Origin of the sequence: Ancylobacter lacus, from assembly GCF_018390635.1 — a bacterium.
GTDB lineage: Bacteria > Pseudomonadota > Alphaproteobacteria > Rhizobiales > Xanthobacteraceae > Ancylobacter > Ancylobacter lacus.
In genome coordinates this window covers 1-13825 of sequence record NZ_JAHBGE010000030.1, presented here as the reverse complement: position 1 = coordinate 13825, position 13825 = coordinate 1, and the positions used below count along the sequence as shown (strand labels likewise).

The 13825-nt window shown below is 66.8% G+C and carries 11 protein-coding genes; 9 read left to right on the top strand and 2 right to left on the bottom strand.

Annotation, left to right across the window (positions count from 1 at the left end; genetic code table 11):
• Positions 1–92 precede the first annotated feature (92 nt).
• Positions 93–2174: a glycosyl hydrolase family 28-related protein gene (locus tag KHC27_RS06000; protein ID WP_213336231.1), complete on the top strand. Its 2082-nt coding sequence runs from the start codon at positions 93–95 to the stop codon at positions 2172–2174.
• A 20-nt stretch (positions 2175–2194) separates the two neighbouring features.
• Here the strand turns inward: KHC27_RS06000 and KHC27_RS05995 are convergent, their stop codons facing one another.
• Complete coding sequence (locus KHC27_RS05995) at positions 2195–3808, bottom strand: hypothetical protein (protein WP_213336228.1); 1614 nt, start codon at positions 3806–3808, stop codon at positions 2195–2197.
• 458 nt (positions 3809–4266) lie between these two features.
• Between KHC27_RS05995 and KHC27_RS05990 the strand changes: the two genes are divergently transcribed.
• The 8 genes from KHC27_RS05990 (at position 4267) to KHC27_RS05955 (ending at position 13373) form a co-directional block, all read left to right on the top strand.
• Positions 4267–5796 carry an O-antigen ligase family protein gene (locus KHC27_RS05990; RefSeq protein ID WP_213336226.1) on the top strand — a complete coding sequence of 510 codons (1530 nt, stop codon included), beginning with the start codon at positions 4267–4269 and terminating at the stop codon, positions 5794–5796.
• A gap of 24 nt (positions 5797–5820) precedes the next feature.
• On the top strand, positions 5821–6951 hold the full coding sequence (locus tag KHC27_RS05985; RefSeq protein WP_246519689.1) for a glycosyltransferase family 4 protein: 1131 nt from the start codon (positions 5821–5823) through the stop codon (positions 6949–6951).
• A gap of 112 nt (positions 6952–7063) precedes the next feature.
• Positions 7064–7990: a glycosyltransferase family 2 protein gene (locus tag KHC27_RS05980; protein ID WP_213336224.1), complete on the top strand. Its 927-nt coding sequence runs from the start codon at positions 7064–7066 to the stop codon at positions 7988–7990.
• Positions 7991–8094: 104 nt separating this feature from the next.
• Positions 8095–9468, top strand: a complete 1374-nt coding sequence (locus tag KHC27_RS05975; protein ID WP_213336222.1) for an O-antigen ligase family protein — start codon at positions 8095–8097, stop codon at positions 9466–9468.
• 79 nt (positions 9469–9547) lie between these two features.
• Positions 9548–10597, top strand: a complete 1050-nt coding sequence (locus tag KHC27_RS05970; protein ID WP_213336220.1) for a glycosyltransferase family 4 protein — start codon at positions 9548–9550, stop codon at positions 10595–10597.
• A complete protein-coding gene (locus KHC27_RS05965; RefSeq protein WP_213336217.1) occupies positions 10594–11739 on the top strand; it encodes a glycosyltransferase family 4 protein in 1146 nt (381 codons plus the stop codon). Before KHC27_RS05970 ends, KHC27_RS05965 begins: the two co-directional genes overlap by 4 nt.
• Positions 11736–12185, top strand: a complete 450-nt coding sequence (locus KHC27_RS05960) for a serine O-acetyltransferase (RefSeq protein ID WP_213336215.1) — start codon at positions 11736–11738, stop codon at positions 12183–12185. The genes KHC27_RS05965 and KHC27_RS05960 overlap by 4 nt, the downstream gene beginning before the upstream one ends.
• Before the next feature lie 3 nt (positions 12186–12188).
• On the top strand, positions 12189–13373 hold the full coding sequence (locus KHC27_RS05955; protein ID WP_213336213.1) for a glycosyltransferase family 4 protein: 1185 nt from the start codon (positions 12189–12191) through the stop codon (positions 13371–13373).
• Positions 13374–13473: 100 nt separating this feature from the next.
• Here KHC27_RS05955 and KHC27_RS05950 read toward each other — a convergent pair.
• Positions 13474–13825, bottom strand: a 352-nt coding sequence (locus KHC27_RS05950) for a transglutaminase-like cysteine peptidase (protein WP_213336211.1), incomplete at its 5' end; no start/stop codon positions are given.

The window sequence follows — 13825 nt, the reverse complement described above, 5'->3', positions numbered from 1 at the left end:
GGTCCGGCCGGATCCGGGACGGTCGCGGCTGCCATGCGTTTAGCACAAAGCTGTCCAAAGCTCGTCTTCCTGCTTCAGCCGGAGATTCACGCATGCCCTTTACCCGACGCGACGCCTTTCTCACCATGGGGCTCGCGGGCCTAGCCCAGGCATCGACAACCACTCCGGCGGGCGCCCAGTCGGCCGCCAGCGCCGCGTCCACCGCCTTCGATTCCCTTACCTATCGCCCCCGATTCCCCAGGGCGCGTCCGCGTCCTCTGACGGACCGGCTCGGCGACATGCTCTCCGTTCTCGATTTCGGCGCCGTCGGCGACGGACGCGCCGATGACACCGCGGCGTTCCAGGCGGCGGCCGATGCGGCGGCGGCGGGCGGCAAGGCCCTGCATGTGCCGGCGACCGGCAGCGCCTACCGGATCACCGACACCGTGCAGATTCGATGCCGGCGGGTGGTGGGCGATGCCAACTACCTGTCGTCCAGGAACAGCGGGACGCTGATCCGCTTCGATCCGGCTGTCGTCACCGACATGAAGCCCTGCTTCGCCATCGCCGATGGCATGTACAATGCGGGCGGCTTCGAACAGATCACCGTCCAGGGTGTCACCAATTACGCCCGCGAGCGTCTCGGCACGGTGATCGACGGGAGGCGGTTGCCGGACTATTCCGCCTTCGCCCCGGGTGTCTGTGCGTTCGGCGTTTTCGGTGTCAACCAGCCCACTTTCCGCAATGTCGCGACCGACGGCGTGAAGGTGGGCCTGTATCTCGACAGCAAGAACGGCCATGTGACGAGCTACGATTGCTCGTGGAACGGCCTTATCGGCATCTATTGTCACCGGAACAGTGAAGATTATTTCTTCATGGGTGGCCAGATCGGCGGGTCCTTCGCCTGTATCGTCTTCGGGACGTCGGATCAGGCCAACCATAATGGTGGCATATCCCTGAATATGTATAGGGTACATATGGGATTTTCACCTTATGGATTCTATCAGGTGAAGGATTCCGATTTCAAAGGATACTGCCAGACCGTGATGGGGCGGCTGGATTCCGTGCGTTTCGAACGGATCGGGGAGGCGATCTTCCAGTTCCTGCCGCAGTCCGTGACGCGGTGGCTGGCGATCGACAGCCTGGGCATGAGCTGGTCGCCGATCCATCGGGACTACCCGAAGCCGCCGCCCAATGGCTGGGTCTGCAATCTTCCCCCCGAGATCATCCCCTATGCCGAGCAGCAGCAGTACATGATGCGGTTCGGCACGCTGGGCGAGAACGTCAACATCTCCTGGCTCGGCGAATTCATGCCGCTGGCGCGCTCCCGCTTCGCCGACAATCCCCGCGGGATCGCCCTGATCGAGACGCTCGACTGCGGCGACAGCAGCGATCTCGGAAGTCTCGGGGGCGATATCGAGATACGCAACGGGGCACGCCCGGACAGCTGGAATCGGTACCGCACGGGACCGGCGGCGCGAAAGGGCGATCTCCAGCTCTCCTGTGATGCGACCCCTTCCGCCAACCTCCTGCTCTGTCCGGAGGAGCCCTCGAACTGGACGGTGCGGTCGCCGGCGGACAATGCGCCGGCGCGGCTTGCCGCGGCGGCCTTCCGGGAGGCCGGCGCCATCACGGTGGGTGCTTCCGGGGATGCCGGCCGCGCGCCCGCCCCGCCGCTGGACTTCCTCGAGCAGCTCGGGCCGAATCCGACGCTCCTGCGGCTGCAGACCGGGCCGAAGGGCGCGGTCTTCCGGTTGCCCGTGGCGGCCGGCCGGCTCGACGGCGGCGGCCGCAACATCGCCCTCAGCCTGTGGGCCGTCGGCGCCGCGATGGTCAGCCGCTTCGAGCTGGTCGGGGGCGGGGCGCTCTACAACACCCGGCTCGACGGCTCCAAGGGGTGGGCCCGTCTGCTCTGCGTCGACCAGGGGCCGGGTGATGCGGCGGTGGCGGCGCTGCTGATCGAGGTGGAGCCGAACCGCATCTGTCTGGTCGGCGGCATCATGGCCTCGTTCGATATGCCGCGGCCCTACAACCCCCGCCCCGTGCCGCGCCTGCGCGGCGGGCTCGCGCTCGATGGCGCCGCCACCGGGCCGGCCGCGCCCGCAGCGGGGCCGGCCGAGCCGCTGCCGGCCCGGCCGGCCGGCTATGTGACGGTCGACATCGACGGGGTGCCCCGGAAGATCGCCTATTACTGAACCGCCGGGCGCGCCGCCGCTCAGTTCGTGGGCGTCTCCTTCCGGTTGATCCTGAGATCGGCGAAGGAGATGCTGCCCGACACGACCTCTTCGACCGGCACGCGGTAGGCCAGTTCGAGGCGGATGTACTGCCCGGGGCAGTCCTCCGGCACGGTGATGTCGGCGCTGAAGGAACTCCAGGGGATGTCGCCGCGGAAAAGCGGGGACTCCCCGAGGATGCGCCATCCCGTCTGCTGGTTGCAGTAGACGCGCCAGACCATGCCGCGCGGGTTCTTGAGAGCCTCGGCCTTCACCTTGCCGACGAGCGTGTAGTCCCCCGGCGGCAGGGCGAGCTGCTCCATGAAATCGCGGAACGGCACGCGGTCGCCGCCGATGAACTGCAGCCGCAGCGCCTTGGTGCCGGGCCGCTCCGGCTCGTCGACGATGGCGAGGTCCACGCTGCTCTGCTTGCGCAGCTCCCGCCAGTTGAACGGTATGTCGTTGATCGGCTTCGAGAAATCTCCATTGTAGAGATAGCCGAGGGTGCCGAGTTCATCCGGCGGGACGTAGAACCGCACCCATTGCGCATAGGCGTTGTCGTAGGCGCGCCGCTGGATCAGCCGATCGATGAATCGCGCGATCTCTTCCGGCGTCAGCGTTCCGCCATGGTCGATGATCGCGGCGAACAGATTGCCGATCGCGTCGCTGAGCTGGGTGTCGGCATCGGGCCCGAGCGGGCTGTCCGGCGCGATCTCCAGCCGGGTCAGCCGGTCGAGGAACCAGCCGCGCCACTTCGGGTCCGTGGCCAGCAGGGCGCCGAGATCGCCGGTGAGCTTGGGGTTGAGGACCAGCGCCGCAAGGGCGGGAAGCGCCGCCTGCGGAATTTCGTTGCGGGGGCGGAACATCAGGTCGAGGTGCCGCATTGCCGCGGCGTAGTCCTCGCGCTGCAGCGCCTGGCCCAGGAGCCAGCCCTGGACGACGACATCGCGCCGGGTCCTGCTTTCCGTCAGCGTCATCAGGTGCCGGGCGCGGTCGGCCTGGCCGTCCGCATCGGCGATGATCGCGAGGTTGCGCAGGGCCTTCGGCTGCAGGGGTGTCTGCAGGAGGGCGGCGATGGACATGTCGCGGGCCGTGGCCCGGTCTTCCGGCGTGCTGCCGGGCAGGGCAGGGGCTGCCGGCGCCGCCGTATCGGTGGGCTCGGGCGTGCGATTGAACAGCGACTGGGCGGCCGCGATGTCGGCATTGGCGGACATCGTGGCGCTCATGCCGTTCGTCACGGCCGGCTGCGGCGCCGGCGCGTCGGCCTGCGCGGTCGCGGCGGGGGAGGTGTCGCCGCTGCCGGAGCCCGTGCCATCCTGGGCGGTGGGTGCCGGCCCGTCTTCGGCGGTCGGCGCGGGCTTCGTCTCCTCGGCGCTCGAGGGATCGTCCTGCATCTCCTGGCTGGCGGTCTTCGGCCCGGTGTCGGTGGTGAAGGCCGTCAGCAGATCGGCGGCGCCATTGGCCAAAGCGAGGGCGTTGTTGCCGTTGATGGTGAGGGCGAGCTGCGGGCGTTTGGGCGCGAAGCGGTCGGAAAGGCCACGCAGGGCGATGACCACGCCGAGAGCGCCGAAACCGATCAGCAGCACGGAGATCGCCAGCCCGCGCGGCGTGAGCATGTCGCGCCAGCGGAACCCCGAAAGCGACGCGGCGGACAGCGCAGGCTTCAGCTTCGGCGACCATCTCGGCAGCCGCGGCAGTTTGATCTCTTCAGGGATGCCGAGATAGTCGCGGAATTTTTCCGCGGACGAGCGATGGGACCGGCGCCGCCGCCGCCGGGAGCTCGATTTTTCTCCGCTGCTTCGCTGATTTTCCGCCATGATGTCCAATGTCGGCGTTCGGCCGCGTGTGTCGCCATTCACCGCGGAGACGGATCGGGCTCGTCCCCGCCGGGCTAACAGAGCCATTTGTCGCGCCCAGTTGCAAGCCCGCCGCTACCGTGGCGGGCTCGCCCCTGCGAGCAGGTTGTCGTGGATGGCGATTGCTCCTAGCCTTGCGGGCGTGTTTTCGCATATGCAGCATTGTCAGGCGGAGACCTGATGGGCTGGGCCGCACCGTGAGCGGGGGAGGGGAGAGGATGACCGTTGCCGCAACCCTGCAGCCGGGCGGCCCGATGGTCGCCCCGCGGCGCGATCCCCTTCTGCAGATCGGCGAGGCCCTGCTGCCGGTGGGTGCCTGCATCCTGCTCGCCGGAGCGATCATCTGGGGCGGCGCGACGGCCCAGGGTTATTTCACCGACGTCATGGTGCAGCTCATCAGCCTGCCGCTGCTGGCACTGACGATGTGTCTGCTCGTGGCGGGCCAGCCCCTGCCCGGCATGCGCATCTATCTCGCGCTGTGCGCGCTGATGGCGGCGGCTCCGCTCATCCAGATGATTCCGCTGCCGCCCTCGGTCTGGCAGGGCTTGCCGGGCCGCGCATTCGCCGCCGAGACCTACCAGGCCATCGGCGTCGATCCGCCCTGGCTGGCCATCAGCCTCTATCCCGCCGCCACCTTCCGCAGCCTGTGCGCGCTGCTGCCGGCCTTCGCCATCTTCATCTCCACGCTGATGATGCGCCGCGACGCGGTCGTCGCGATGGTGATGACCATCGTCATCGGGGCGGTGATCTCGGTGACGCTCGGCTTTTCGCAGCTCGCCTCTCCCGGCTCGTCCTTCAAGATGTTTCCCCAGTTCTCGGTGAACGACGCCATCGGCTTCTTCACCGGCAAGAACAATTTCGCCGCCCTGTGCTATGCCGCCCTGCCGCTTTCCATCGCCCTCACCGTCATGGCGTTCCGCCAGCGGTCGGAGCTGCGTGCCGGGCTGGTGGCCGCCGGACTTGTGGCGGTCATCGTGCTGCTGTTCGGGGTGATGATGTCGCGCTCGCGCGCGGGCATCGGCATCGGTCTCGTCATGATGGTGGTCTGCCCGATGCTGTCGCTCTGGCTGGCCCGGGTTCCGCTGACCCGGAAAACCGTCGTGCTCCTCAACACGTTGATCTTCATCGTCCTCGGCGCCGCCATGCTGCTGGCGTTCGACCGTATCCTGACGCGCATCGACGCCAGCGTCGGCGACGAGCTGCGTGCCTCCATCTACCGCGCGACCCTCGGCCTGATCCCGCAGTTCCTGCCATGGGGCTCCGGCTTCGGCACCTTCGTGCCGCTGTTCGGCGTGTTCGAAGGCGACGAGTTCATCCGCCCGACCTACATCAACCACGCCCACAACGACGTGCTGGAGAACCTGCTGGAGGGCGGCGTGCTGTTCGCCGTCCCGGCGCTGCTCACCTTCTGCGCCTTCGTCGGCCGTATGCTGAAGGCGTGGCGGCAGAAGCGCGGCATGTCGACGGACGAACGCGTCCTGCTGGTGATGAGCCTCGTGTCGATGCTGGGCCTTCTCGTCCACTCGCAGATCGAGTATCCGCTGCGCACGGAGACGCTGATGACCGTCTTCGCCTGCTGCGCCGGCATCTGCGTCCGCCTGACGGTGCCGGACTATGTTCCGAGGGTCTCGGCCTCCGAGACCTCCGGCCGGCGGCGCCGCCGCTCGAAGAAGCGGGAGGTGCCGGACCGCGGCGAAGCGGATAAGGCGGCCATCGCCCAGGGCCGGGCCGCGGCCGCGGATGTTTGAGCGCCATTTGGAGACCAGCCTCTCATGAATCCTGCCGACTTGAAGGTGGCCATCGTCCATGACTGGCTGGTGGTCTATGGCGGCGCCGAGCGTGTCCTGGCGCAGTTTCTTGAGCTGTTTCCGCAGGCGGATGTCTATTCCACCGTCTATGATGTGCCGGAAAACCAGAATTCCTTTCTGAAGGGCAAGGTTCCGCAGACGACCTTCATCCAGAAGCTGCCCTTTGCGAAGAAGCGTTATCGCAACTACCTCCCGCTGATGCCGCTGGCCATCGAGCAACTCGATCTCTCCGCCTATGACCTGGTGCTGAGCTCATCCTATTGCGTCGCCAAGGGCGTCATCACCGGTCCGAACCAGTGTCATATTTCCTATGTACACAGTTCCGCCCGGTACGCGTGGGATCTTCAGGCCGCCTATCTGAAGGAAGCCAATCTCCAGCGCGGGCTCAAGAGCTGGCTGGTCCGTGCAATTCTGCATTACTTCCGGATCTGGGACGTACGGACCGCGGCGGGCGTCGACCGCTACATCGCCAATTCCCGCTTCGTGGGCGCGAGAATCCGCAAGACCTATGGCCGCGAGGCGGTGGTCATTCACCCCCCGGTCGACGTCCACCGCTTCACGCCCGGCGACGCGAAGGGCGATTTCTACCTCACGGCCTCGCGCATGGTGCCGTACAAGATGATCCCGATGATCGCCGAATCCTTTGCCGGCATGCCGGACAAGAAGCTCGTCATCATCGGCGACGGGCCTGAAATGGCGGCGGTGAAGGCCAAGGCCGGCCCGAACGTCACCATTCTCGGCTATCAGCCGGAAGAGGTGTTGATCGATCACATGCGCCGGGCCAAGGCCTTCGTCTTCGCGGCGGAGGAGGATTTCGGCATCGTTCCGCTCGAGGCCCAGGCCAGCGGAACGCCGGTCATCGCCTATGGCCGCGGCGGTGCCCTGGAGACGGTGATCGGCGTCGGGCAGGAGGGCGCGACCGGCACCTTCTTCCGGGAGCAGACGCCAGCCGCTCTCCGGCAGGCGGTCGAGGAGTTCGAGGCCGCCGGATCGGCGATCCGGCCCGAGGATTGCAGGCGCAATGCGTTGCGGTTCTCGCCCGAGCGGTTCCGCGAGTCCATCCTGCGCGAAGTGCAGGCCGGGCTGCAGGCGTGAGGGGAGGTCGGCGAGGTGACGTGCCGGGCATCAGCAGGACATTGTGGGACGATCGGGTGACGGTGCTGTCGACGGCAAGCCTGTGTCGGCTCTCGCCTCCGGAGGATGCTATATGAAGATCACCGTCCTCGTTCCGACGTACCGGCGCGGCGACGATCTGGTGCGGTGTCTCGCGGCGCTGAAGGAACAGCTGCGTCCGCCCGAGGAGATCGTCGTGGTCCACCGCGCCGATGACGAGATCACCCGCGCGGTGCTGGCCGGCCCGGCGGCCGAAGGCCTGCCGCTTCGGCTGGTCATCGTCGAGGTGCCGGGGCAGGTGGCGGCGCTGAACAAGGGCGTGGCCGGCAGCTCCGGCGATATCGTGTGCATCACCGATGACGACGCGGCACCGCGTCCGGACTGGGTCGCGCGCATTGCCGAGCATTTCGCCAGCGATGAGCGGATCGGCGGCGTCGGCGGGCGGGACCGGGTGCATGAACACGGCACCGTTGTGGAAGGCGAGGCCGCCACGGTCGGCCGTGTACAGTTCTTCGGACGGCACATCGGCAACCACCACATCGGAGCCGGCGCGCCGCGCGACGTCGATATTCTGAAGGGTGCCAATATGAGCTACCGCCGCGCCGCGCTGCTCGATGCCGGCTTTGACACCCGTCTCCTCGGCGCGGGCGCCCAGGTGGCCAATGACATGAAGGTCGCGCTCAGCCTCCGCCGGCGTGGCTGGCGGCTGATCTACGATCCCGCGGTCATCGTCGAGCATTATCCGGCGGTCCGGCACGATGTCGACGGTCGCCAGATGTTCTCGGCGGAGGCCACCCGGAACCGGGCGCATAATGAAACGCTGGCCCTTCTCGATTTCCTGCCGGCATCGCGGGTTCCGCTGTTCGCAGCCTGGGCGCTGGCGATCGGCACGCCGGATGTGCCCGGTCTGGCGCAGGCGGCGCGGATGCTGGTCAAAGGCGCTCCCCATGTGGGTGCGCGGCTGGGAGCGGCGCTGTCCGGACGCGTCGGCGGCACCCTGACATGGCTGCGACGTCCATGAGACCTGACACCCCGCTCCCGGCGACGGACAGTTCCACTTCGCCGCAGCCTGTTTTCCGCCCGCAGCGCGTCATGGTGCGCAGGCCGCGGTCGGAAGCCTGGGAGGTGCTGGCCCAGCTCGGCTTCGCCGCCTTCGTTCTGGTCTCGTGCTTTGGCGGCATGTCGGCGGTGATCAACCTCGCCTTCTCGCCGATCGCGCTGGTGCTGGGCCTGTATCTGTTCTTTACCTGCCAGCCGCAATATCTGGCCTTCTCGATGTGGCTGTGGATGCTGACTCCCTTCGTCCGGCGCGTCGTCGATCTGCACACCGGCTATCACGAGCAAAGTCTCGTCATGCTGGCGCCCTTCCTCGTGGCGTCCATAAGCCTGATCACCGTGGTGCGGAACCTGCCGCGATTTGGAACACGGCTGCTGTTTCCCTACCTGCTGCTGATGGTCGTCATTCTGGTGGGTGTTCTGCTCGGTGCCCTGCAGGGCGCCGTCGCGGCCGCCATCTATGCCGCCCTCACCTGGTGCGCACCGATTTTTCTCGCCATCAATATCCTTTGTCGTCCAGAGCATGCGCAGGCCAACGCCGAGCGACTCTTCAAGACATTGGCGTACGGACTGGTCATTCTCGGGGGCTACGGGCTCTACCAGTTCTTCTCGCCGCCGGCCTGGGACACGTTCTGGGTCGAGAATGCGAATATGGGCAGCATCGGCAGCGCGGAATCGACCAGTCTGCGCATTTTCGCGACGATGAATTCCCCGGGCATCTATGCCCAGATGCTGATGGCGTCGCTGGCGGCCCTCATGGTGGTCAAGACGCCGGTCAAACCGCTCGCCGCCGCGTTGGGCATCGTGTCGTTCATGCTTTCGCTGGTGCGATCGGCATGGGGCGGTTTCGTCATCGCCATGCTGTTCGTGCTGGCACGCGCCCCGGCGAAGCAGAAAGTCCGCTATCTCGTGGTTGCGGCCATTCTTGGTGTGCTGGCGGTGCCGCTGCTCACCGTCGGCCCGATCGCCGATAAGGTGCAGTCGCGCATCGAATCGCTGTCGAATACCGAAGAGGATCATAGTTTCCAGCAGCGATCGGCCCTGTACCAGGAGATGTTCGCCGCCGTGCTGACGACGGTCATCGGCAGCGGGCTGGGCCGCACCGGCGTGGCGGCCGCCCGGCTTGGCGGGCAGACCGATATGGCAAGTCTGGACAGTGGCATTCTCGATGTGTTTTTCACCTTCGGAATATTCGCGATTCCCCTCTTTGCCAGCATCTTTATGATTGTCCGCCAGGCAGTGGGCGCTGCACGCTGCGGTCCTTATGCGAATGCTTCCGCCGGTATAGCAATCGCGATCATTGTTCAGCTGGTCTTCGCCAATGTCCTTTATGGCCCGTCGGGCGTCATTTTCCATGTGTTCTCGGCACTGGCGGTGGCTCAACAGGTTGCTGTTGAGCGGAGCCGAAGCCGGGCGACAAGGCTGATGCGTGGGCGGGGCTGAAATCGATGTCTGCCAGCCTGTCGGACGACCAGGGCACAGCTCTGGGGGAGCGGGGGAGGCCGAAGGGTGAGCGTGCGGCATGAGTAAACTGAAGGTCGGCATCTATCACGCGACATTGCCCGGCGCGGCGGGCAAGAAGGGGGGCGTGGAAGCTGCCGTTCATCGTCTGGCGGAGTCGCTGTCGCGGCGGGGTACGGTCGAGGTGACGGTATTCAGCTCCGGCGAGCCTCCCGAAGGCGCGAAGTATGCGCACAGATCGGTGTTGAACCGGACCAACCGGGCCAAGATCACGCGCCTGCTGCTCAGTCCGGCCCTGATGAACGTCACCGATTTCGGCGATGTCGACCTGCTGCATTTTCATGGCGACGACTGGTTCTATGTTCGCCGCGCGGTTCCCACCATCCGGACCTTTCACGGCAGCGCGCTGCATGAATCGCGGACGGCGACGTCGGTGAAGCGCAAGCTGATGCAGCGTCTCGTCTACCATCTTGAGCGGCTGTCGGCACGGCTGGCGACCCGTTCCATTTCAGTGGGTACAGAGACCCAGACGCTTTATCGGTGTCATTACAATATCGGGAACAGCGTCGACCTCTCCCTGTTCCGCCCTCAGGAGAAGACGCCGTTTCCATCCCTGTTCTTTGTCGGAACATGGGAGGGGCGCAAACGCGGCTCGTTCCTGTTCGACGTCTTCTGCCGGAAGATCCTGCCGGTCTATCCCGATGCCAAGCTCTTCTTCGTCGCCGACCGCTGCGATCCGCATCCTTCGGTGCTGCATATGAAGAAGATAGGGGACGCGGAACTCGCCGAGACGATGGCGCGCAGCTGGGTGTTTGCCTATCCCAGCCTCTATGAGGGCTTCGGTATTCCCTATATCGAGGCCATGGCGGCCGGTACGCCGATCGTGACCACCCCGAACCCGGGAGCGAACGAGGTGCTGGAGCACGGTCGCTACGGCATCATCTGCGACGATGGGATGTTCGCCGAGAGCCTTCTGCGCCTTCTCGGCAGCGAAGATGAGCGTCGCGCCTTTGCGGACGCGGGCACTGGCCGCGCCTTGCAGTATGGCGAGGATGCGATCGCCAGCCAGATCGAGGCCGTCTATCACAGCGCCATGCAGGACCGCTCATGAAAACCTTGCAGATCGGGCTCGACTGGTTCCCCGAGCGCGCTGGCGGGCTGCCGCGCTATTACTACGACCTGTTCCACGCGGCGCCGGCCGCCGGCATCGAGCTGAGAGGTCTCGTCGCGGGCTCGGCCAAGGTGGCGCAGGATTCGAACGGGGCGGTTCGCGCCTTTGCCCCGATTTCCGCGTCACTGCCGAGCCGTCTCATGGCGGCCCGCAAAGCCATCGGGCAGACGGCTTCCGCCTTCCGGCCGGATCTGCTGGTGTCGCATTTCGCTCTGTACACCTTGCCGGGCCTCGGCACGTTCGACTGCCCGATGGCGGTGCATTTTCACGGCCCATGGGCTTTCGAGAGTGCGGTGGAGGGCCATGCCGGCCTGCGGCGCAGTGCCAAGATGGCGCTGGAAAAGGCGGTCTATGCGCGGGCACAGCGCTTCATCGTGCTCTCGCGCGCATTTGGCTCCCTGCTGACGGAGAACTTCGGCGTTCCCGAGGAGCGGGTGCGTGTGATCCCCGGCGGCATCGATCTCGCCCGGTTCGACATCACGATGAGCCGGCAGGAGGCTCGCGCGCGGCTCGGCTGGCCACAGGATCGGCGGATCATCGTGGCGGTGCGGCGGCTGGTGCGGCGCATGGGACTTGGCAATCTCGTCGAGGCCATGGCCGACATCGTGCGCCGCCACCCCGATGTTCTCCTGTTGATCGGCGGAAGGGGCCCGATGGCCGACGAGCTGAAGGCCAGCATCGAGCGGCTCGGTCTCGAACAGCATGTCCGGCTGCTCGGCTTCGTCTCCAATGACGATCTGCCGCTCGCCTATCGGGCCGCGGACATGAGCGTGGTGCCGACCGTGGCGCTGGAGGGGTTCGGCCTGATCGCGGCGGAATCCCTCGCGGCCGGGACCCCGGCGCTGGTGACCCCGGTCGGCGGCTTGCCGGAGGTGGTGGCCGCGCTCGATCCCAATCTCATCTTCGAGGGAGTCGACGTGCGTCATCTGGCGGAGCGGTTCGATGACATCCTCTCCGGGCGCATCGCTCTCCCGGATGAAAAAGCCTGCCGACGTTATGCGGAGGAGCACTTCAATTGGGACGATATCGTCCTGCAGATACGGGCCGTGTACGCCGAAGCCGTCGCAGGCGGCCGCTCATGAGTCCCGAGTCCATCTGGAGTCTGGGCCGCTGGGCCTATACGCGGCGCATTCCCGTCTTGCCGCGTGTCTGCAAGCTGCTGAACTTCTTCCTGTTCCGCACCATCCTGCCGCCCGAGGCCGTGGTGGGGAAGGGGTTGCGGCTGCAGCACTACGGCATGGGAGTGTCGATCCACCCCAACGTTACCATCGGCGACGGCGTGATGATCTACCAGAACGTCACCATCGCCGCCGAGACCTATATCGGCTCGCCGTACCGGCTGACGATCGGCAACAATGTGATGATCGGGGCCGGAGCGGTGCTGGTCGGCCGCGGCAACCGCAACCTGACCATCGGCGACAATGTCCGCATCGGCGCCAATGCCGTGGTCACCAACGACGTGCCGTCCAATGTCGTCGTCGCCGGGGTTCCGGCTCGCATCCTTCATGAGACACGGAGCTCGAACTAGACGATGGCCAGCAGCGGAAGTGGGGTCTCTGTTCTCTTCGTGGACCAGGCCGGTGAACTCGGCGGGGCGGAACTGTCCCTCCTGGACATCATCCGGACGCGGCCGGGCAAGAGTGAAGCCGTGCTGTTCTCGGATGGCCCGTTCCGCACGCGGCTGGAGAAGATCGGTGTGCCGACCACACTGATGCCGCTCGGTTCCGTCGGGCAGATAGGGCGCGGCAGCGGCCTGATGGTGGCCCTGAAGGCGAGCCCGGCCCTGGCGGGCCTGGTGTTCGGCCTCGCGCGGAGAGCACGCGGCGCCGACCTGCTCTACGCCAACACCCAGAAGGCCTTCGTGGTGGCCGCCATGGCGGCGCCCTTCGCGCGACGTCCCCTGATCTGGCATCTGAGGGACATGCTGACCGCCGATCATTTCGCCGGTGCCATGCGCAAGGTGGCGATTGGTCTCGCCAACCGCAATGCGGCGTGCATCATCGCCAATTCGCAGGCGACCGCGGACGCGTTCCGTGCCGCCGGGGGCACGGCGCCGCTCCGGGTCGTGCACAACGGCATTGATCCCGCCGCCTTCGACGCAGTGCCGGGCGAGGCGGCCCGGGCGGCGTTCCGCGCGGAGATCGGGGTGCCGGAGGCGCCGCTGGTCGGCGTGTTCAGCCGGTTGGCCCACTGGAAGGGCCAGCATGTGCTCGTCGAGGCGATGAAGTCGCTGCCGGCGATCCATGCGGTTTTCGTCGGCGGCGCGCTGTTCGAGGAAGCCGCCTATGAGCGTGACCTGCGCGCGCAGATTGCCGCTGCCGGACTGGGCGAGCGCTGCCATTTCCTCGGCTTCCGCTCCGATGTGCCGGCGCTGATGAAGAGTGTCGATATCGTCGCCCACACCTCGATCGCGCCCGAACCTTTCGGCCGGGTGGTGGTGGAGGGGATGCTGGCGCACCGGCCGGTCGTCGCGACCCGCGCGGGTGGTGTGTCCGAGATCGTCGACGATGGCGACACCGGCCTCCTGGTCACGCCGGGCAGCGTCGAGGAGCTGGCGGCCGCGCTCGCGACCCTCGTCGGCTCACCGGAAGCGGCGGCGGCGCTGGCGGCCCGTGGCGCGGAGGCCGCGCGGCGTCGCTTCTCGCTGCAGGCCTGTGTCAGCGGGGTCGAAGCGATCGTCCACGAGGTTGTCGCGTCGCGACGGCTGGCGGCCTGATGGCCGACCGGCCGGCGCCGCCGGCCGGCTCCTTTGGAACCTGCCGCTCCGTGGGTGGCCACGGAGGATCAAGGCGTAACCCTTTCGGTCGCGGCCAAGGTCAGCGGAACTGGGGGGAAAAGCCGAACCCGGCGAACAGGGCAGGGGGCGCGGTGGAATCGAGCGCGGCCCACTGCTTGGGGTTAGCCGCGGACTGCCGGGACTGAAAGAGGTAGGGCGCCTTGTTCCAGGCGAGAATCTCGTTGCGGCGATTGTCGAGCACCAGCTCGCCCTGGTCGGTACGCACCGTGAGAAGGGCGTGTCCAACGCCCTCGCGCGTGCGCACCACCGTGACGAGAAGCGCCCCCATCGGCCAGCCGAGCCGGGCGAGCTTCTTGCGCTTCAGCAGCACGAAATCTGTAAGCGTCGTCCCGGCGGCACCTTCATAGGTTGGGCGTGAAAGCGCAGTCTGA

Excerpts from the sequence above, each read along its gene's own strand:
- KHC27_RS05955 (WP_213336213.1), top strand. The coding sequence starts at position 12,189 with ATGGCCAGCAGCGGAAGTGGGGTCTCTGTTCTCTTCGTGGACCAGGCC.
- KHC27_RS06000 (WP_213336231.1), top strand. The coding sequence starts at position 93 with ATGCCCTTTACCCGACGCGACGCCTTTCTCACCATGGGGCTCGCGGGC.
- KHC27_RS05965 (WP_213336217.1), top strand. The coding sequence starts at position 10,594 with ATGAAAACCTTGCAGATCGGGCTCGACTGGTTCCCCGAGCGCGCTGGC.
- KHC27_RS05995 (WP_213336228.1), bottom strand. The coding sequence starts at position 3,808 with ATGCTCACGCCGCGCGGGCTGGCGATCTCCGTGCTGCTGATCGGTTTC.
- KHC27_RS05990 (WP_213336226.1), top strand. The coding sequence starts at position 4,267 with ATGACCGTTGCCGCAACCCTGCAGCCGGGCGGCCCGATGGTCGCCCCG.
- KHC27_RS05960 (WP_213336215.1), top strand. The coding sequence starts at position 11,736 with ATGAGTCCCGAGTCCATCTGGAGTCTGGGCCGCTGGGCCTATACGCGG.
- KHC27_RS05985 (WP_246519689.1), top strand. The coding sequence starts at position 5,821 with ATGAATCCTGCCGACTTGAAGGTGGCCATCGTCCATGACTGGCTGGTG.
- KHC27_RS05970 (WP_213336220.1), top strand. The coding sequence starts at position 9,548 with ATGAGTAAACTGAAGGTCGGCATCTATCACGCGACATTGCCCGGCGCG.
- KHC27_RS05980 (WP_213336224.1), top strand. The coding sequence starts at position 7,064 with ATGAAGATCACCGTCCTCGTTCCGACGTACCGGCGCGGCGACGATCTG.